The sequence below is a fragment of the Aeromonas sp. FDAARGOS 1402 genome, assembly GCF_019046925.1.
GTDB lineage: Bacteria > Pseudomonadota > Gammaproteobacteria > Enterobacterales > Aeromonadaceae > Aeromonas > Aeromonas caviae.
In genome coordinates this window covers 2,064,028-2,084,079 of sequence record NZ_CP077201.1, presented here as the reverse complement: position 1 = coordinate 2,084,079, position 20,052 = coordinate 2,064,028, and the positions used below count along the sequence as shown (strand labels likewise).

17 protein-coding genes are annotated in these 20,052 nt (G+C 62.9%); 11 read left to right on the top strand and 6 right to left on the bottom strand.

Annotated features, from left to right (window positions below):
* Positions 1-48: 48 nt before the first annotated feature.
* From exeF to exeC, 4 genes are read right to left on the bottom strand one after another with little or no spacing between them, the layout of a single operon-like run.
* Positions 49-1,269, bottom strand: a complete 1,221-nt coding sequence (exeF, locus tag I6L32_RS09995; RefSeq protein ID WP_045522076.1) for a GspF family T2SS innner membrane protein variant ExeF — start codon at positions 1,267-1,269, stop codon at positions 49-51.
* 1 nt (position 1,270) lies between these two features.
* Positions 1,271-2,776 carry a GspE family T2SS ATPase variant ExeE gene (gene exeE, locus I6L32_RS09990; protein WP_042014784.1) on the bottom strand — a complete coding sequence of 502 codons (1,506 nt, stop codon included), beginning with the start codon at positions 2,774-2,776 and terminating at the stop codon, positions 1,271-1,273.
* Entirely contained in the window at positions 2,776-4,830 is a 2,055-nt protein-coding gene (gene exeD, locus I6L32_RS09985) for a GspD family T2SS secretin variant ExeD (RefSeq protein WP_010675726.1), read from the bottom strand. The genes exeE and exeD overlap by 1 nt, the downstream gene beginning before the upstream one ends.
* Positions 4,831-4,851: 21 nt before the next feature.
* Entirely contained in the window at positions 4,852-5,703 is an 852-nt protein-coding gene (gene exeC, locus I6L32_RS09980) for a GspC family type II secretion system variant ExeC (RefSeq protein ID WP_272865916.1), read from the bottom strand.
* A 213-nt stretch (positions 5,704-5,916) separates the two neighbouring features.
* Between exeC and hslR the strand changes: the two genes are divergently transcribed.
* The 7 genes from hslR (at position 5,917) to I6L32_RS09945 (ending at position 12,946) form a co-directional block, all read left to right on the top strand.
* Positions 5,917-6,315 carry a ribosome-associated heat shock protein Hsp15 gene (hslR, locus tag I6L32_RS09975; protein ID WP_010675728.1) on the top strand — a complete coding sequence of 133 codons (399 nt, stop codon included), beginning with the start codon at positions 5,917-5,919 and terminating at the stop codon, positions 6,313-6,315.
* A gap of 104 nt (positions 6,316-6,419) precedes the next feature.
* Entirely contained in the window at positions 6,420-7,304 is an 885-nt protein-coding gene (gene hslO, locus I6L32_RS09970) for an Hsp33 family molecular chaperone HslO (RefSeq protein WP_010675729.1), read from the top strand.
* 149 nt (positions 7,305-7,453) lie between these two features.
* Entirely contained in the window at positions 7,454-9,079 is a 1,626-nt protein-coding gene (pckA, locus tag I6L32_RS09965; protein ID WP_069784268.1) for a phosphoenolpyruvate carboxykinase (ATP), read from the top strand.
* 173 nt (positions 9,080-9,252) lie between these two features.
* On the top strand, positions 9,253-9,918 hold the full coding sequence (locus I6L32_RS09960; RefSeq protein WP_216945025.1) for a GntR family transcriptional regulator: 666 nt from the start codon (positions 9,253-9,255) through the stop codon (positions 9,916-9,918).
* Positions 9,919-9,951: 33 nt separating this feature from the next.
* Positions 9,952-11,754: an aminopeptidase P family protein gene (locus I6L32_RS09955; RefSeq protein WP_216945024.1), complete on the top strand. Its 1,803-nt coding sequence runs from the start codon at positions 9,952-9,954 to the stop codon at positions 11,752-11,754.
* Between the two features lie 137 nt (positions 11,755-11,891).
* Complete coding sequence (locus tag I6L32_RS09950) at positions 11,892-12,344, top strand: N-acetyltransferase (RefSeq protein WP_216945023.1); 453 nt, start codon at positions 11,892-11,894, stop codon at positions 12,342-12,344.
* Between the two features lie 131 nt (positions 12,345-12,475).
* Entirely contained in the window at positions 12,476-12,946 is a 471-nt protein-coding gene (locus tag I6L32_RS09945) for a glycine zipper 2TM domain-containing protein (protein WP_010675734.1), read from the top strand.
* A gap of 77 nt (positions 12,947-13,023) precedes the next feature.
* Here I6L32_RS09945 and I6L32_RS09940 read toward each other — a convergent pair whose 3' ends face one another.
* Positions 13,024-13,977: an inorganic triphosphatase gene (locus I6L32_RS09940; protein WP_216945022.1), complete on the bottom strand. Its 954-nt coding sequence runs from the start codon at positions 13,975-13,977 to the stop codon at positions 13,024-13,026.
* A 169-nt stretch (positions 13,978-14,146) separates the two neighbouring features.
* On the opposite strand from I6L32_RS09940, the gene I6L32_RS09935 reads away from it, so the two are divergent.
* Positions 14,147-14,827 carry a TIGR00153 family protein gene (locus tag I6L32_RS09935; protein WP_010675736.1) on the top strand — a complete coding sequence of 227 codons (681 nt, stop codon included), beginning with the start codon at positions 14,147-14,149 and terminating at the stop codon, positions 14,825-14,827.
* A gap of 25 nt (positions 14,828-14,852) precedes the next feature.
* Positions 14,853-16,118, top strand: coding sequence for an inorganic phosphate transporter (locus I6L32_RS09930; protein WP_069784272.1), 1,266 nt, complete (start codon positions 14,853-14,855; stop codon positions 16,116-16,118).
* Between the two features lie 102 nt (positions 16,119-16,220).
* Here I6L32_RS09930 and I6L32_RS09925 read toward each other — a convergent pair whose 3' ends face one another.
* Positions 16,221-17,459 carry a multifunctional CCA addition/repair protein gene (locus I6L32_RS09925; RefSeq protein ID WP_216945021.1) on the bottom strand — a complete coding sequence of 413 codons (1,239 nt, stop codon included), beginning with the start codon at positions 17,457-17,459 and terminating at the stop codon, positions 16,221-16,223.
* A 229-nt stretch (positions 17,460-17,688) separates the two neighbouring features.
* Here I6L32_RS09925 and I6L32_RS09920 point away from each other — a divergent pair, with 229 nt between their 5' ends.
* Together I6L32_RS09920 and exeB are read left to right on the top strand one after the other, a co-directional pair.
* On the top strand, positions 17,689-19,332 hold the full coding sequence (locus I6L32_RS09920) for an ExeA family protein (protein ID WP_010675739.1): 1,644 nt from the start codon (positions 17,689-17,691) through the stop codon (positions 19,330-19,332).
* Positions 19,332-20,015, top strand: a complete 684-nt coding sequence (exeB, locus tag I6L32_RS09915) for a GspB family T2SS assembly factor variant ExeB (protein WP_053288784.1) — start codon at positions 19,332-19,334, stop codon at positions 20,013-20,015. The genes I6L32_RS09920 and exeB overlap by 1 nt, the downstream gene beginning before the upstream one ends.
* Positions 20,016-20,052 lie beyond the last annotated feature (37 nt).

Genomic DNA, 20,052 nt, shown 5'->3' with positions numbered 1-20,052 from the left:
TCGAGCGAGTTGACCGCGGGATCGACCGATGTCACACGCACGCCAGCCTCACAAATTCACCATGTTGTTGAGCTCCAGGATCGGCTGCAGGATCGACATCACGATAAACAGCACCACCCCGGCCATGGAGACCACCAGCATGGGCTCGAACACCCCGAGGGCGATGTTCACCTGGGTTTCGAACTCCCTGTCCTGGTTGTCCGCCGCCCGCTCCAGCATGCTGTCGAGCTCGCCGCTCTGCTCGCCCGAGGCGATCATGTGCAGCATCATGGGCGGAAAAATTCTGGTTTCATCCAGCGACTTGCGCAGGCTTGTCCCCTCCCGCACCCGCTCGGTGGCCTCACCGATGCGCATGCGGGCATAGTCGTTGGAGAGCACTTCGCCGGCGATCTTCATTCCCTCCAGCAGGGGCACGGCGCTGGCGTTGAGGATGCTCAGGGTGCGGGCAAAGCGGGCGGTGTTGAGACCGCGGCTGACCCGACCGATCACTGGCAGGCGCAGTATCACCTGGTGCCAGCGACGACGACGCTTGTCGTCGGTCAGCCACCAGCGCCAGATCAGGCCGCCAATGCCAAGGAGCAGCAGGAACCAGAGGCCGTAGTGCTGCAACAGCTCGCTGGTGCCGATGAGGAAACGGGTGGTGCCCGGCAGTTGCTGGCCCATGTGTTCGAACTGGGCCACCACCTTGGGCACCACGGCGGTGAGCAGGATGGAGATGACCCCCACCGCCACCAGGGTGAGGACGATGGGATAGATCATCGCCTGCAGCAGCTTGGTGCGCATGTGCTGGCGCTGCTCTGTGTAATCGGCGAGACGGTTGAGCACCTTCTCCAGGTGACCGGACTTCTCGCCGGCCGCCACCATGGAGCGGAACAGCTGGTCGAACACATGGGGGAAGGCCCCCAGCGAATCGGCCAGGGAATACCCCTCCACCACCTTGCTGCGCACCGTCGCCACCAGGCTGCGCAGGTGGGCCTTCTCGCACTGTTCGGCGACCGCCTTGAGGGCCTCTTCGATGGTGAGACCGGCCCCCACCAGGGTCGCCAGCTGGCGGGTGATGAGGGCAAGCTCCGAGGTGGAGGCGCCACGGCGAAACAGCACGAAGCGGTTCGCCTCCCGTTTGGCCTTCTCGGTGGTCTCGTTCACCTCGAGGGGGGTCAGCCCCTGCTCGCGCAGCAGCTGGCGCACCTGGCGGGCGGAATCCCCTTCCAGCACGCCGCTCTTGTTGCGCCCCTTGCCGTCGAGGGCCTTGTATTCAAATGCCGCCATCTCAGTCTTCCCGGGTCACGCGCAGCACCTCTTCGAGGCTGGTCTGCCCCTTGAGCACCTTGTCGATGCCGTCGCGGCGGATGCTGGGGGTGTGACCCCGGATCAGCCGCTCGATGGCGAGCTCGCCGCTGGCGCTGTGGATCGCCTCGCGCACCGCCTCGTCCACCACCACCAGCTCGTGGATGCCGGTCCGGCCGCGATAGCCGGTATGGTTGCACTGCTCGCAGCCCACCGGACGCCAGATCTGCTGATCCGGCGCAAGCTCGATGCCCATGGCAACACGCTCCTGCTCGGTGACAGGGTGCGGTGCGCGGCAATCCGGGCAGAGAGTACGCACCAGCCGCTGGGCCAGTACCGCCAGGAGCGACGAGGAGAGCAGGAAGGGCTCGATCCCCATGTCCCGCATCCGGGTGATGGCGCCGATGGCGGTGTTGGTGTGCAGGGTCGACATCACCAGGTGACCGGTGAGGGATGCCTGCACCGCGATCTGGGCGGTCTCGAGGTCACGGATTTCCCCCACCATCACCACGTCCGGATCCTGGCGCAGAATGGCGCGCAGGCCCCGGGCGAAGGTCATGTCCACCTTGCTGTTGACCTGGGTCTGGCCCACCCCTTCGAGGTCATATTCGATGGGGTCTTCGACGGTCAGGATGTTGCGATCCCGGGAGTTGATCTCCGAGAGGGCCGCATAAAGGGTGGTGGACTTGCCCGAACCGGTCGGGCCCGTCACCAGGATGATGCCGTGGGGCTTGCGAATGAGTTCGCTGATGATGTTGCGGTTGGCCAGCGTCATGCCGAGCTGCTTGAGCTCGAGGCGCACGTTGTTCTTGTCGAGCAGTCGCAATACCACCCGCTCGCCGTAGCTGGAGGGCATGGTGGAGACCCGCACGTCCACCGCCCGGCCGCCGATGCGCAGTGAGATGCGGCCATCCTGGGGCACCCGCTTCTCGGCGATGTCCATGCGCGACATGACCTTGATGCGCGACACCAGCAGGGAGGCGAGTTTGCGATGGGGGCGCAGGATCTCCCGCAGCACCCCATCGATGCGAAAACGGATCACCAGGGCCCGCTCGAAGGTCTCGATGTGGATGTCGGACGCCTCTTCTTTTATCGCCTCGCTCAACATGGCATTGATGAGGCGAATGATGGGGGCGTCGTCGTCGGCGTCCAGCAGATCCTCGCTCTGAGGCAGCTCTTCGGCCAGGGCAAAGAAGTCCATCTCGTTGCCGAGATCCTCCATCAGCTGGCGCGCCTCGGAGGAGTCACGCTGATAGTGGGCCATCAGGAGCGTCTCGAACTCGTCGTTGCCAAGCTGCTCCACCGCGAAGGCACAGCCCGCCACCCGTCGCACCTCCAGCAGGGTCTGGGGGGAGATCCCCTGACGACAGAGCAGCACCGGGGCACCCTGGCGCTCGGTCAGGATGGCCCCGAAGTTGCGGGCAAACGCGAACGGCAGTTCCGGCAGGGGAGCCGGCAGCTCGCTGCCATCGAGCTGGTAGGCGGCCATCAGGGCTTGCTCTGCACGAAGGGCTGCTCCTGCACCTGGGCGCGCACGCCGGTGGCGGTCGCCTGCTGCTGGGCCTGCATTCTCTGGATCTGCTGCTGCACCTCGGGGGACATCATCACGTCCTGGCCATAGGCGGGCAGCACCTGGCGAGCCGGCGAGGTGGCATAGCCCTCTTCCGCAGCCCGGCTCAGCTGTTCAGCCCTGAACAGGGTGTACTTGTTGCTGGAGACCCCGGAGTAGACATTGGCGTCACGCAATATGGTCGGGCGGATGAAGACCATCAGGTTGCGCTTGGCGGTGGAGGTCTTGGAGGAACGGAACAGGTAGCCCAGCACCGGAATGTCCCCGAGCAGGGGCACCTTGGAGATCTGCTCCTGGGTCTGTTCGTCCATCAGGCCACCCAGCACCACTGTCTCGCCGCTCTTGACCAGCACGGCGTTCTTCACGGTGCGGGTATCGAAGGTGGGGCCCAGGTTGGCGGTCCCGGTCGCCTGCTTCTGTGCCACGCTGGAGACCTCCTGCTCGATGTTGAGCAGCACGGAATCTCCTTCGTTGATCTGGGGCGTCACCACCAGCTTGGTCCCCACCGTCTTGCGCTCTATGGTGTTGAACACCTGATCGCTGGTGGTGGAGCTCTGGGAGCCGCTCTGCACCGGCACTTCCTGACCGACGTTGAAGGAGGCCTCCTTGTTGTCCATGGTGACGATGCTCGGGGTGGAGAGGATGTCGTTCTTGCTGTTGGTGGAGAGCGCCGTCACCAGCGCCGCCCAGTCTCCGTGATAGAAGCCTGCCGCCATGCCGCTGAAGCTGCCCGCCAGGGATGACAGGCCGTCGGTGTTGCCGTTGTCTTTGTAATCCTTGGCGGCGATGGCCAGGGAGCCGATGGGCAGACCGGTGTCGGTGAACTGGGTGCCGCCGCCATTGGTGTTGGCCCACTGCACCCCGAGGTTCATGCCGTCACCATCCGATATCTCGACGATGATGGCCTCCACCAGCACCTGGGCACGACGAATGTCGAGCTTGGCGATGACCTGCTCCAGCTCGGCCATCACATCCGGCTGGGCGGTGATCACCAGGGCATTGGTGGTCTCGTCGGCGGAGATGGCGAGCTGGCCGCCGCCGATGCTGGCGCCGCCCGTGGCCGTGGCAGCCGCCCCGCCCTTCTTGTCGGCGGCGATGCTGGAGCTGACCCCCTTGAGGACGTCCACCAGATCCTTGGCCTTGCCATATTTCAGGTAGAAGACCCGGGTGTTGCCCTGGCTCTGCAGATCCCGGTCGAGCTGGCGCACCATCTGGATGATGCGGGCACGGGCCTTGGGCTCGCCGCTGATGACCACGGAGTTGGTGCGCTCGTCGGCCACCACCTTGGGAGAGAGCAGCAGCGAGGCGTTGGCCCCCTGATTGCTGCCATCCTTGTTGAGGTTGGTCACCAGCCGCACCATCTCGCCGGCGGAGGCGAACTTGAGCTTGATGACGTCCATGTCCTGATCCCCCGCCTTGTCCACCCGGCGAACTACCTCCACCAGGCGGTTGACGACGGCGGCGCGGCCAGTGATGAGCAGCACGTTGGAGGGCTCGTAGTGGACCACGTTACCGCCGCCGGCGTTGTCGTTGAGCTGACGCAGCAGGGGGGCCAGTTCACGGACCGAGACATTGCGCACCGGCACGACCCGGGTCACCATCTCGTCACCCACGCCGGGGTTGGTGTCATCCACCACGGGGATGGCCGAGGTCTTGGCATCCTTGGAGCGCACCACCTTGAGCACGCCGTTGTTCATGGGCACCACGGCAAAGCCGTAAACGTCGAGCACGCTCAGGAAGAACTGGTAGTACTGATCCTCGTTGAGCAGGTCATAGCTGCGCACGTTGATCTTGCCGCGTACCGATGGCTCTATGATGATGGTTTTGTTCAGGTTCTTGCCGACCGTGTTGATGAACTCCTCGATGTCGGCGTTCTTGAAACTGGCGGAATACTCGGTGGCCCAGGCAGAACCGGCCATCATCAAGGCTGCCGCCATGGTGGCCAGACGCCAGCCCTTCCCTTTATTTGTCATTCTTGGTGCTACTCCAATTCATTATTCTGACAAGCCGACATAGACGTCGTAGAGCTGTCCTTGCCGCTCGACGGTGACGGTCATTTCCGTGGCGCCCGCCACCTGCTGCATCGCCTGCATGGCCTGGGCGTTGTCACGCAGATCCAGGCCGTTGATGCTGACCGCCAGATCGTTGGCGACCAGTCCGAGTTGATTGAACAGTTCCGGATTGCGACCCGGGTTGAGGCGATAGCCGGTCATGCGACCGTCCACCCGGACCGGAGAAATATTGAGGTAATCGGTGATCTTGCCCGGGTTGCCCAGCAGTTCGCTGCGCACGGAGGAGAGCCCCTCCTGGCGGGCCGGTTTGGGCAGGGGCTTGCCATACTCTTCCCCGTCCAGCATCAGGGTCTCGTCACGGCCGTCCCGGGCGATGATGACCCGATCGGCAAACACCTGGCGTATCCTGGCCTGGGTACCGTCGATGTAGTCTCCGATGCCGTAAGAGTTCTGTGTCCCGTTGTGGGCGATGATGGCGATGGACTTGGCGGGATCCGAGCTTGCCAGCACCCCGTTGAGCTGGGCGTTGAGCTGGGTTTTCGGGGCATCCGCCGCCACCGTCTCTGCCGCCTTGTCCGCCTGGGGTTGCAGCGCCTTGCCAAAGAGAGAGAGGCGGCTGAGGTTGCCAAGATCGAGGCGATCGCCACCACTCCCCTGCACCGAGGTGACCGAGGGTTGCCAGGGGGTCAGGGGAGCGGGCTGGGCCAGTTCGTACAGGCGCCAGGTGAGCACGGCACACTGCTGGGCCAGCAACAGCAGCAGAAGCCAGAACAGGGGCTGGCTGAAACGGGAAAGTGGCATGGCCTTGCAGCGAGCCAGAAGGGAAGTCAACAAATCATCCCTGAACGGTAGCGTCATCTTTCTCAAAATTGTCTGGCATCCAAGTCGGTTGGCTATTGTGTACGGCAATGGACCCAGAGACAACCGACCGGATGGGACCAAGGGGTGAAAATTCAGTTTCCGTCACACCCGGATGCCCCCTGTTTCTATCCCGGGGCCCGCCTCTGGTATAATCAGGCACCTTTTCAGCCATCCCGGAGCCGATCCATGTCGAATCCAGCACAAAGCAGCACTCAGGTCCGTCTCGACAAGTGGCTGTGGGCCGCCCGCTTTTACAAGACCCGCAGTCTGGCGCGGGATCAGATCGACGGCGGCAAGGTGCACTACAACGGCCAGCGCACCAAGCCGGGCAAGGCGGTCGAGGTCGGCGCCCTGGTGCGATTCTGGCAAGGCCAGGACGAGCGGGAGGTGCGGGTGCTCGAGGTGAGCGAGCAGCGCAAATCCGCCCCGCTGGCCCAGCAACTCTATGAAGAGACAGAGGCCAGCCTGAAGAAACGGGCCGAAAACAGCGAAGCCCGCCGCTTCAACAGCCAGTTTGCCCCAAGCCCGGAGCGCCGACCTGACAAGCAGGAGCGACGCCAGCTTATCCGGGTCAAGCAATCCTAATCCGCGTCTGTGGCCCCTTTATGACGACAGGTGGAGGAATTAGTTCCTAACCACCTGTTTAACAATGTGTTTATTTTCCCCCAAGAACATCCTAGGAAACCATGATGAGTAACCAAGACCTCCTGTATCGCTATCTGTTCGAAGAGTACGAAGTGCGTGGGGAGCTGGTCCAGCTGGATCGTACCTACCGCCACATCATCGACGCCCAGAACTACCCGGTACAGGTGCAGCACCTGTTGGGCGAGCTGCTGGTTGCCACCAGCCTGCTGACCGCCACCCTCAAGTTCGAAGGCTCCATCACGGTGCAGCTGCAGGGGGACGGTCCGGTACGTCTGGCCGTCATCAACGGCGACAACAACCAGCAATTGCGCGGCGTGGCACGCTATGAAGGGGAATTGCCGACGGACGGCAAGCTGCAAAGCCTGATCGGCAACGGCCATCTGGTCATCACCATCACCCCGGATCAGGGAGAGCGCTATCAGGGCATCATCGCCCTGGAGGCCGACACCCTGGCGGCCTGCCTGGAGCACTACTTCGCCCAGTCCGAACAACTGGCTACCCGCCTCTGGATCCGCACCGGCCACCACGAGGGCGAGCCCCGTGCGGCGGGCATCCTGCTGCAGGAGCTGCCGGCCCAGAGCGAGGATCACAGCGAAGATTTCGACCACCTGGTCCAGCTCACCACCACCATCAAGGACGAAGAGCTGTTCGGTCTGGACGCGGAAGAGATCCTCTACCGCCTCTACCACCAGGACAAGGTACGGGTGTTCGATCCCCAGGCCATCGAGTTCCGCTGCACCTGCTCCCGCGCCCGTTGCGAAGGGGCCTTGCTGCAGATAGACAAGGAGGAAGCGGTATCCATGGTGCAGGAGCTCGGCAAGATCGACATGCACTGCGATTACTGCGGCGCCCACTACGAATTCGACGGGATAGACATCGAAACCCTGTTCAGCAGGGCTCCCGGTAATGATGCAAACCAGTTACACTAATCAAAGGCGGGCAAAACCCGCCTTTAACTTAAATAACAAAAAAATACCCTATTTTATAAAGTTTGATGGCGATCGCTAAAAACTACCACCTAGGTGGTAGCATGAACGTCAGATAGAACCCTACACACCTCTGAACCCAGGAGAATACAATGACAATCGTGGTAGAACCCACCCTGGCCCAACAACTGAAGCTGGACCAATACGGTATCAAAAACAGCCAGGAAATCGTTCGCAACCCCTCCTATGAGCAGCTTTTCGCTGAAGAGACCCGCTCTGACCTTGAGGGCTTCGAACGTGGCGTCGTCACCGAGCTTGGCGCCGTCAACGTCAACACTGGCATCTTCACCGGCCGCTCCCCTAAAGATAAATATATCGTCAAAGATGCCACTACCCAGGATACTGTGTGGTGGTCTGACCAGGGTAAGAACGATAACAAGGCGATTACCCCGGAAGTGTGGTCACATCTGAAAGGGCTGGTCACCAAACAGCTCTCCGGCAAGCGTCTGTTCGTGGTGGACGGCTTCTGCGGCGCCAACCCGGACACCCGCCTGGCGGTGCGCATCATCACCGAGGTGGCCTGGCAGGCGCACTTCGTGAAGAACATGTTCATCCGCCCGAGCGAAGAGGAGCTGAAGGCCTTCAAACCGGACTTCGTGGTGATGAACGGTGCCAAGTGCACCAACCCGAACTGGAAGGAGCAGGGTCTCAACTCCGAGAACTTCGTCGCCTTCAACATGACCGAGAAGATGCAACTCATCGGCGGCACCTGGTACGGTGGCGAGATGAAGAAGGGCATGTTCTCCATGATGAACTACTTCCTTCCCCTGCGCGGCATCGCCTCCATGCACTGCTCCGCCAACGTGGGCAAGGATGGGGACGTGGCCATCTTCTTCGGCCTCTCCGGCACCGGCAAAACCACCCTCTCCACCGATCCCAAGCGTCAGCTGATCGGCGATGACGAGCACGGCTGGGATGATCACGGCGTGTTCAACTTCGAAGGGGGCTGCTACGCCAAGACCATCAAGCTCTCCGAAGAGGCCGAGCCGGACATCTACCACGCCATCCGCCGCGATGCGCTGCTGGAAAACGTGACCGTGGCCGCCGATGGCACCATCGACTTCGACGACGGTTCCCGCACCGAGAATACCCGGGTCTCCTACCCCATCTATCACATCGACAACATCGTCAAGCCGGTCTCCAAGGCGGGTCACGCCACCAAGGTGATCTTCCTGACCGCAGACGCCTTCGGTGTGCTGCCCCCGGTCGCCAAGCTGACCAAGGAGCAGACCAAGTACCACTTCCTGTCCGGCTTTACCGCCAAGCTGGCCGGTACCGAGCGCGGCATCACAGAGCCGACCCCGACCTTCTCCTCCTGCTTCGGCGCGGCTTTCCTCAGCCTGCACCCGACCAAGTACGGCCAGGAGCTGGTGAAACGGATGGAAGCGGCAGGGGCTGAAGCCTATCTGGTCAACACCGGCTGGAACGGCACAGGCAAGCGGATCTCCATCAAGGATACCCGTGGCATCATCGACGCCATCCTGGATGGTTCCATCGAGAAGGCGCCGACCAAGGTGCTGCCTGTGTTCAATCTGGAAGTGCCGACCGAGCTGCCGGGCGTCAACCCCGCCATCCTGGACCCGCGAGACACTTATGCCGACCAGGCCGAGTGGGATGCCAAGGCGGCCGATCTGGCCGGGCGTTTCATCAAGAACTTCGAGCGCTTCACCGACAACGACGAAGGCAAACGCCTGGTCGCGGCGGGCCCGCAGTTGTAAGAAACGCGCCTCGCGTCTCACAATCCCGTACCGGTCAGCCCTGCTGGCCGGTATTTTTTTGGCCGATGCGCGGCATATGGCTCCCGCCAAGCCTTGCCTTGACGGCCCTTGCGCGTTAGATTCAGCCAAACTTTATACAATATACAATTTTGCAACCTGCCCGTGACCCCAGCATGACCCCACCTTACAAGACCCGAACCCAGATGGTGATGGAGAACCTCCGCGGCCGGATATTGCGTGGCGAGTTTGCAGCGGGCGCCCCCCTGCGCCAGGACGCCATCGCCAAGGAGCTGGCGGTGAGCCGTATCCCGGTACGGGAAGCCCTGATGCAACTGGAAGCCCAGGGGCTGGTGAAGTTCGAGGCCCATCGCGGCGCCGTGGTGACCATGCTGGATGCCTCGGCCATCGAGGAGCTCTTTTATTTGCGGGCACTGCTCGAAGCCGATACCCTGTTCCACGCCGTCGACCTGATGACGGAGGAGACCTTCGCCCAGGCGCAAGCCATCCTCGCCCAGTTTGATCTGGCGCTGGAGTCTGGCACCCAGATCGAACACTGGGCCGAGTTGAATCACCGCTTTCACGCCACCCTCTACCAGGCAGCCAATCGCCCCCAGGCACTGGAACTGATCGCCCAGATCAATCTGAGCTGCGACCGCTATGTGCGTTTCGAACTGCTGTTCGCCCAGGGCGGCGTGGACAAGGCCGAGCGGGAGCACTCCCGACTCCTTGAACTGTGCCGCGCCCGGCGCAAGCACGAAGCAGTGGTACTGCTCAAGCAACACATCGAGGCGGCAGGCCAGTCGATCAGACAGATCCTGGCAGGCGGCCACCATCAATGAACACTCACATCACCACAAGCTGGCAATAACGACATGAACCATTTCGAGATTATTGAAACCCGCGTCGCCCAGGTCAGGGCCACACTGGCCACGCTGGAGCTGGACGCCTTCATCGTTCCCCACGACGACGAGCATCTGGGGGAGTACATTCCCGCCTATGCCGAGCGGCTGGACTGGATCACGGGTTTCAACGGCTCCGCCGGGCTCGCCATCATCATGGCGCATCGGGCGGCCCTGTTCATCGACGGTCGTTATACCGTGCAGGCGCGCATGCAGGCGCCGGCCGAGCTGTTCGAGTTTCTCCACCTCAATGAAGACCCCCACGTGCAGTGGCTGGCCGAGCAGCTGCCTGCCGGTTCCCGGGTCGGCTTCGATGCCCGCCTGCACAGCCTGGCCTGGTATCGACACGCCAAAGAGATCCTGACCGAGCGCGGTATCGAGCTGGTGCGTGTGGATCAGAACCCCATCGATCTGCACTGGAGCGATCGCCCCGCCCCCACCAAGAATCCGGCCATCCTCTACAGCGAGGCGCTGGCGGGCCAGTCCAGCCAGGCCAAGCGCGAGCTGCTGGCCAGCGATCTGCGCAAGCGCGGGCTGGATGCGGTGCTGCTGACCCAGGCCGAGCCCATCAACTGGCTGCTCAACCTGCGTGGTCGCGACGTGGAGCGGCTGCCGGTGGTGCTGGGCTTTGCGGTGCTCTACGCCAACGCCACCATGGATTTCTTCGTCGACACCGACAAGATCGACTGCTTCGCCTTCAGCCAGCACGTGGGGCAGGATGTCTCCGTCTACCCCATCGACAAGCTGGGTGACGTGCTCAAGCGCATCGGCGAAGATCAGCAGAAGGTGCTGGCCGATCCCAACACCGCCAACGCCTGGACCCAGCTGGTCATGGAAGAGGCGGGCGCCATCCTGGTGGCCGGTCAGGATCCGACCATGCTGCCGAAGGCGTGCAAGAACGAGGTGGAGCTGGCTGGCATGCGTGCCGCCCATCTGCGCGACGGCGTCGCCGTCACCCGCTTCCTGGCCTGGCTGGATCGGCTGATCGCCAGCGGCGAGTTCGACGGGGTGGATGAAGGCACTCTGGCCGACCAGCTGGAAGCCTTCCGCCGCGAGCAGGAGCACTACGGCGAGCCGAGCTTCGACACCATCTCGGCGCTCGGCCCCAACGCCGCCATGTGCCACTACCGCCACACCAACGGCACCCCGCGTACCTTTGGTCAGGACAGCATCTATCTGGTGGACTCCGGCGCCCAGTATCTGGACGGCACCACCGACATCACTCGCACCGTCAAAGTGGGTGAGGTGACCGACGAGCACAAGGCGATGTTCACCCGGGTACTGCAGGGTCACATCGCCCTGGATCAGGCCCGCTTCCCGCGCGGCACCGCCGGCATCCAGCTCGACGTGCTGGCCCGCATGCCGCTGTGGCAGGCCGGTTACAACTACGACCATGGCACCGGCCACGGGGTCGGCCACTTCCTCAGCGTGCACGAAGGTCCGCAGCGCATCGCCCCCAAGGGCAGCCTGGTGGCCCTGCAGCCGGGCATGGTGCTCTCCAACGAGCCGGGCTACTACCGGGAAGATGCCTTCGGCATCCGCTGTGAAAACCTGGTGGTGGTGACCGAGCAGGAAGCCCGCGGCGAGCTGCCGATGCTGGGCTTCGAGCGACTGACCTATGTGCCGTTCGACATCCGCCTCATCGATCGCAGCCTGCTGAGTCCGGCGGAGTTCCGCTGGATCAACGAATACCATGCGGAGGTCTACCGCCGTCTGAGCCCGCTGCTGGAGGGCGAGGATCTCGCCTGGCTGGAGCAGGCGACCAGCCTCCTCTGATGACACAGGGCCTGCGGGCCCTGTTTCTTTATCTACGGCATGCCACAAATGCCCCCCTTGCATCGACTCCCCGCCCCTTCTACCCTGTGCCTCCTTTTTGGCTGCCCCGCAGCAGAGACCCGATCAGAGGAGCCCCGATGCACTCGTCCCCCGTATTGCGCCTTGCCACCCACGCCGACATGCACACCATCTGGCAGATAGATGCCGATGTCTTCGGCGAGGATGTCTACCCCGGTTTCTTCTTTCGCCAGGCCATGGATCTGTGGCCCGAACTGCTGGTCGTCGCGGAGCGGGAAGGCCGGCTGCTGGGCTATGCCCTGGGCGGGCTTGGTCAGGATCGGTCGCAGGGCTGGCTGCTCTCCCTCGCGGTGCGCCCCGAAGCGCGCGGCTTCGGCCTGGCCGAGCAAATGATGTTGCAGGTGGAGCAGGGACTGCTGAAACTGGAAGTTGAGCGGGTCAGACTGACCGTTGATCCCGCCAATCCGGCCCAGCGCCTCTACTTCAGGCTGGGTTATCAGCAGTTGGCAGAAGAGAGAGGCTACTTCGGGCCGGGCGAAGATCGCCTGCTGCTGGAAAAAGCCCTGACCTGACCATCCACCACCGGCACGGGAGCCTTCCGGCCACATAATTGGTTACACTTTGCGGGTTTAATGCGCAATCTGGTTGGCGTAAAGTGCAATTCATCACCAGATTAATCCGATGCCCGCCCAGGAGGCCCATCATGTTCAAACGTATTGCTCTCGTCACCCTGCTGGCGGCCACCACCGCCATCACCGGCTGTGCCAACAGCGACGTCTACTCCGGCGATGTCTACACCAAGGATCGCGCCAAGCAGGTACAGACCGTCAGCTATGGCACCATCCTCTCCACCCGCCCCGTCAAGATCCAGGCCGATGAGAACTCCCTGATCGGCACCATTGGCGGTGCCGTGGTCGGCGGCCTGCTCGGCAGCACCATAGGCGGCGGTCGTGGCAGTGACATCGCGGCGGCCGGTGGCGCCATCGCGGGTGCGGCGGCCGGCAAGGCGGCAGGGGACAAACTCAACCAGGTTGACGGGGTCGAGCTCGAGATCAAGAAAGAGAACGGCGAATCCATCGTGGTGGTACAAAAGGCCAGCCCCACCTTTGTGCCTGGCGCCCGGGTCCGCATGACCCAGGGCAACGGCACCATCAACGTGGCCGTGGTGAACTGATAGCGCCGCTCAAGGTGCAACTGCCATAAAAAAGGTGAGCCCGGGCTCACCTTTTTGCGCTCTGCACCACTGAGGATTCACTCCCCCAGATGCAGCCAGGCCGCGATGGACAACTGCAGGCCCACCAGGTCGGCATGGTGGAACAGGGCATGCAGTGATGCACGATCCCCGGCCACCTGCATCATCAGACGCTGTTGCGCCTGCAGGTCAGCCAGCCAGGAGGGGGGCACCGTCAGCGTGCCTGCTGTCTCGGCAACCAGGGATACCCCCTCAAGCAGGGCATGCAGCGCCCGTTGTTGTTCGCCAGCATCGCCACTCTCGAGCCAGAGCTGCTCATGATGCTGCCAGTGCTGCAGACCCAGGGTAATGCTGGCCTTCTGATCTTTGCCCTCAATCCTTTGCAGGGGCTGCACGGCCAGTGGCTTGCCAAGCCCAGCCAGCCTGTATCCGCGCTGCGCCTTGGACTGGGCACCCAGCCGCAATCCTCCTAGCGCCGCCAGCTTGCTCGCCAGGGTGAACAGGGCGCGGGCATCGCCGGATTTCAGCTCCAGCTCCAGCTCGTCGATCCCGGTACGCCCCAGGGCACCGGCAATCTCCCCCTGATCCCAGGCCAGCTCGATCTCGGCATCTCCGAATGCGATCAGCCAGTGGCGGCGCAGGAAATCGGTGCTGAACTGGGCCACCAGACGGCTCTGGAGTTCATCGCGCACAGCCAGACTCGGCCAGATATCGGCAGGAAAGGCAGACAGGGTTGGAATGGTGCCCTCCACCGGGGCGTTGTACTCGGGTCTGGCGTGCAGTCCGCCCACGACCTGCCCCCGGCACTTGATGGTCTGCTCGGAAAAATCATCGCTGCGACGAATGCGCAACCCCATATCGAGCCCACGCAAACCCAGATCGGGCGTGTCGAAATAGACGTTGCCAAGAGCGGCTTGATTGGAAGAAATAATCTTTAGTGAATTCAGAAGGTTGGAGAGGGATTCTTGAATATTGCTGGTGACGAAAAACTTTATCTCGATCTCAGTTTGCATAGTCATTCCGGGCTGGCGGGCAACTTTGGGGGGCATGTTCAGGGTCGCGAGGATATAATGCCAACGACAGTTCACGATTAATTCACGGTTTTATTGATGGCACAGTTCGGTTACCATGCGCCCCTCATAAAATCGTATCGAGTGTTTTTTCACCGACACAGGTTTGGCCATGCCAGTAAATACTATTTTGGGTCTTTTTGCCAAGTCCCCCATCAAGCCGCTGCAGAAGCATATCGTCAAGGTTCACGTGTGCTGCGAACAGCTCATTCCCTTCTTTGATGCCGTTGCCGAAGACCGCTGGGAAGATGCCGAGAAGATCCGGCAACAGATCGCCCAGCTGGAAAAAGAAGCGGACATCCTCAAGCGCGAAATCCGCTTGAAACTCCCCCGCGGCCTGTTCCTGCCGGTCGCCCGTACCGATCTGCTGGAGCTCTTGACCCAGCAGGACAAGATTGCCAACCGTGCCAAGGATATTTCCGGTCGCATGCTTGGCCGCAAGATGGAATTCCCCACCGAGATGCGCGCCGATTTCATGGCCTATCTCAAACGCTGTATCGATGCGACCGCCCAAGCCGAAAAAGCCATCGGAGAACTCGATGAGCTGCTCGAAACCGGCTTTAAAGGACGTGAAGTTGAAATGGTTGCCGAGATGATCCACCAGTTGGATCTCATCGAGGACGATACTGACACCATGCAGATCGGACTGCGCCAACAGCTGCAAGCCGTTGAGCACAAATACAATCCGATCGACGTTATGTTCCTCTACAAGATCCTCGAATGGGTAGGTGACCTGGCTGATCAGGCAGAGCGCGTTGGCGCCCGTCTGGAATTGATGCTGGCTCGTTCGTAATCGACTGACTGGGTAAACACTACTAATGGACATTATCGCGAATTACGGCACCACCCTGGTGCTCGTGGCGGCCTTGTTCGGCTTTTTGATGGCCTGGGGCATTGGTGCGAACGACGTCGCCAATGCCATGGGCACATCGGTCGGCACCAAGTCCCTGACCATCCGTCAGGCGATCATCATCGCCATGATCTTTGAATTTGCCGGCGCCTATCTGGCCGGTGGCGAAGTGACGGCAACCATCCGCAGCGGCATCATCGACAGCAACGCCTTTGCCGACACGCCGGATCTGCTGGTGCTCGGCATGATCGCCTCCCTGCTGGCTGCGGGTCTATGGCTGATCCTGGCCTCCTATTTCGGCTGGCCCGTCTCCACCACCCACTCCATCATCGGCGCCATCGTGGGCTTCGCCGTGGTGAGCATCGGTCCGGAAGCGGTACAGTGGAACAAGTTTGGCGGCATCGTCGGCTCCTGGATCATCACGCCGGCCATCTCGGGCATCATCGCCTACTTCATGTTCATCAGCGTGCAGAAGCTCATCTTCAACACGGACAATCCCCTGGACAACGCCAAGCGCTATGTCCCCTTCTACATGTTCCTGACGTCGCTGGTCATCTGCCTGGTCACCATCAAGAAGGGGCTGACCCACGTCGGTCTGCACCTGAGCAATGGCGAAGGCGCGCTGCTCTCCGTCGCCATCTCTATCGCGGTGGCGTTTGCCGGCTGGATCTATATCCGCGGCCAGCAGTACAACCCGAAAGATGACAGCAAGATGCACTTCGCCAACGTGGAGAAGGTGTTCGGCATCCTGATGATCATCACCGCCTGTGCCATGGCCTTCGCCCACGGCTCCAACGACGTGGCCAACGCCATCGGTCCGCTCTCTGCAGTCGCCTCCATCGTGGCGGCCGGCGGCGAGATCGGCGGCAGCTCCCACATCGCCTGGTGGATCCTCCCCCTTGGCGGCATCGGCATCGTCATCGGTCTGGCCACCATGGGCGAGAAGGTGATGGCGACCGTCGGCACCGGCATCACCCACCTGACCCCGAGCCGTGGCTTCGCCGCCCAGCTGGCCACTGCCGCCACCGTGGTGATCGCCTCCGGCACCGGTCTGCCCATCTCCACCACCCAGACCCTGGTGGGTGCCGTCATGGGCGTCGGTCTGGCACGGGGCATCGCGGCCCTGAACCTGGGCGTGCTGCGCAACATCGTGGTCTCCTGGGTCATCACCCTGCCCGCGGGCGCCATCCTGGCCATCGCCATCTTCTACGTGCTGCAGGCCTGCTTCTCCTGAGCAGCCCACGCCGCACGACAAAAAAGCCCGGGTCATTGACCCGGGCTTTTTTATGCTTCGCCCATATCACGCCGTCGATTGAGCGTCGATCGGCTGCGGCGTTTACTCCTCGATAAAGGTCCACTCATCGCGCACCCGGCTGATGGCATCGAGCCGCCGCTTGGCAAGCTGCTCGCGGATTGCCTCCCCTTTGAAGCCGGCCGCCACTATCTCCTTGACCGGCACAGCCTGCGCCGCCTCCAGGGCCTCGGCGACATAGTCCGGCTGACTGTAGACCTTCTCTTCGAAGCCGGTACGACCGTGGAAGTCGGCGCGACAGGCATCGAGAAGCTGGGCAAAGCGCTCCGGTCTGCGCCAGGCATCGGCCTTGTCGAATACCTTGAGCAGGGTCGCGGGCTTGAGCTCGAAGGCAATGTGGATATGGGTGTGCAGGTCGCTCACCAGCAGTGCCAGATCGCGACACTCGTTCGGCACCCGGAAGCGCTCGCAAAAATCGCGAATGAGCGGCAACCCCTTCTGGCCATGGCCGTGATGGCTCGGCCAGAAGGCGGGCGGGGTCAGCCCCTTGCCAAAGTCGTGGCAGAGGGACGCGAAGCGCACGGTCAGTTCGGGGGAGAGACGACATGCCTGCGCCAGCACCATCATGGTGTGGATGCCGGTGTCGATCTCCGGGTGCCATCTGGCAGGGGCCGGCACACCGAACAGGGCATCGAGCTCGGGGAAGAGCGCCTTGAGTGCGCCGCATTCGCGCAGCACCTCGAAGAAGATCTGGGGTGTCGACCCCAGCAGCACTTTTTCCAGCTCCTTCCAGACCCGCTCCGGGGTCAGGTGGGCCAGCTCTCCAGCCTCCGTCATCTCGCGCATCAGCCCCAGCGTCTCGGGGGCCACCACGAACCCCTGGGCATGGAAACGGGCGGCGAAGCGCGCCACCCGCAGGATGCGCAGAGGATCCTCGGCAAAGGCCGGCGAGACATGGCGCAGCAACCGCGCCTCCAGATCCTGCACGCCGCCGTAGGGATCGTGCAGTTGCCCATCCTTATCTTCGGCGATGGCGTTGATGGTGAGATCCCGGCGCAGCAGATCCTGCTCCAGCGTCACCTCGGGGGCGGCATGGCAGACGAAGCCGGTGTAACCCTGCCCCTGCTTGCGCTCGGTGCGCGCCAGGGCGTACTCCTGCTGGGTTTTGGGGTGAAGAAAGACCGGAAAGTCTCGGCCCACCTGGGTGAATCCGAGACCCAGCATCTGCTCCACCGTGGCGCCGACCACCAGGTGATCCCTGTCACCCTGGGGCAGTCCCAACAGGCGATCCCGTACCGCCCCTCCTACCAGATAAATCTGCACGCGCACTCTCCCTCGATAAACTTGCCCCGATGATACCGCTTTTGGCCAAGAGAGACGATGTGCCCCCGCCGCACCGGGCTCGTCATCACTCGGCCGGGCGGCCGCTTTCCGCCATCGTCCTGGGTGAGTCAGCCCGTGGTTCGAGCCAGCTCCCCTTATGGTATCCGGGTCTTTGACATCCCTTTTGGGAGGCTTTAACCTGCCGCCCATAACAATGGAATGGATCCTTATGTACACACAGTTCTTCGGTCTGTCGGAGCCCCCGTTCTCCATCTCGCCCAACCCCAAATACCTCTATATGAGCGAGCGTCACGGGGAGGCCCTCGCCCACCTCAACTACGGGTTGCAGGACGGTGGCGGCTTCGTGTTGCTGACCGGGGAAGTGGGTACGGGGAAAACCACCGTCTCCCGCTGTCTGCTGCAGCAATTGCCCGCCGACACCGAGATCGCCTACATCCTCAATCCCTCTCTGACCGAGCGGGATCTGCTGGCCGCCATCTGCGACGAATTCCAGTTGCCCTACGGCGAAGAGGCCAGCCTCAAGCAGTTGTTCGACCTTATCCGGGATCATCTGCTGGCGAATCTGGCGGCAGGCAAGCGCAGCGTGGTGCTGGTGGATGAAGCCCAGCACCTGCTGCCCGGCGTGCTGGAGCAGTTGCGACTGCTCACCAATCTGGAGACAGACGAGAAGAAACTGCTGCAGGTGGTGCTCATCGGCCAGCCCGAGCTGCAACAGATGCTGCGCCAGCCCCTGCTGCGCCAGCTGGCGCAGCGGATCACCGCCCGCTATCACCTGCTGCCGCTGTCGCGCCAGGATGTGGATGCCTATGTCCGCTTCCGGTTGCAGGTGGCAGGCTGCGTCCAGCCCATCTTCACCCCCAGGGCCATCCAGACCCTGCACCGCCTCTCCGGGGGCATTCCCCGCCTCATCAACCTCATCTGCGACCGCGCCCTCATCGCCGCCTTCGCCCGTGGCAGCCACAAGATAGTGCACGGGGACATCAGCCAGTCCGCGTATGAGGTGAGCGGCATTCGCGACGAGGGGAGCTGGCAATCCGGCCTCACGGTCGCCCTGGTGGGCGCCCTGCTGGTCGCCACCGGCTGGTGGGGCTGGCAATTCTTTGGATTCTTCCCAGCCCGCCCCCTGGTCAAGGTCGAGGTACCGGTCAAGGTGGATGACACGCCAGAGCAGCAGGCCCAGCTGACCCGCGCCATCAATCAGGCGCTGGAGCCGGACGTCGCCATGCAGAATCTCTACAAGGTATGGGGCTACCAGGCCGAGCTGGAGGAGGCAACCTGCGACAATGCCCCCCGTGCGGGCCTGCGCTGCCAGGAGGGAGAAGCCTCCCTGGCACAATTGCAGGCGCTGCAATACCCGGCCCTCATCAGTCTCACCGACGAGACCGGCGGCCTCTATTACGCCACCCTGGTCAGCCTGGGGGCGGACAAGGCTTCCCTGCTCATCGGCAACCAGAGCTGGCAGGTGGACAGGCAGTGGCTCTCCGACGCCTGGGGCGGCAGCTACACCCTGCTCTGGCGCATGCCCAGGGGCAACGTGCCCCTGATAGCGAGCAATGCCGGGGCTGCCCAGGTGCAGTGGCTGGACAACGCCCTTAGCCGCGCCATGCAGCAACCCGATCGCAAGGTGAGCCGCTTTGATGCCACCCTCAAGAACAAGCTGCAACAGTTCCAGCGCGAGCAGGGACTGACCCCGGACGGCATCGCCGGCAGCAACACCCTGCTGCGGCTGAATGTGGCCTCCGGCGAACCCATGCCCAGGCTGGAGGATGAATCCCTGCGAGCCAGCACGCCGGTCGATCTCGACAGCGTGGCAGATGATGAGACGGACCCCATGGTCGAGGAGGCCTCCTGATGTCCACCCTGCTCAAGGCCCTGCGCCGGGCCGACCAGCCCCAGTTCACCCCCCATATGCCGCTCATGGGTCTGCCCGTGAGCCAGGAAGAGGAGCCCAACCGCCGCTGGATCTGGTGGGCCCTGGTGCCCCTGGCCCTGGTGATGGGCGCCGCCGCCAACTATGGCTGGCACCTCTATCACCTCAAACCAGTGGAACAGCAGGTCGAAGTGAAGGAAGTGGTGACTCCCCCCTTCGTGCGGGTCGAACCCAGGCCCATGATCACCCGGCCGCTGCCGCCCCCCCTGCCGGAGCCCGTGGTCGCTCCAAGACCTGCCGCAACCCCGGCTGCGACTACCGCAAGCCAGGGGGGACAGAGTCTGGCAGAGCGGCTGATGGCCGCCCTCAACAACACGCCGCTGGTGGAAGAGAGTGCGCCCCAGGCTCAAGTCCAGACCAGTGCCATCCCCCTCGGCGCCCTGGCCCCGGCCCTGAAACAGCAGGTACCGTCCCTGACCTATGGTGCCCACAACTACTCCTCCGACCCGGCCAAGCGGGCCGTCGTGCTCAATGGACGGGAGTGGCGCGAGGGCAATGAGATCGCCCCCGGTGTCATCCTGGCAGCCATCGCCCAGGACTACATCGTCCTGCAGGTCGGCGGCCAGTATGCCAGCCTCAAGGCGCTGCAAGACTGGCGCGGCTGATCTGTCGGCATCCGGTGGCCCTCTCCTGGGAGGGTCA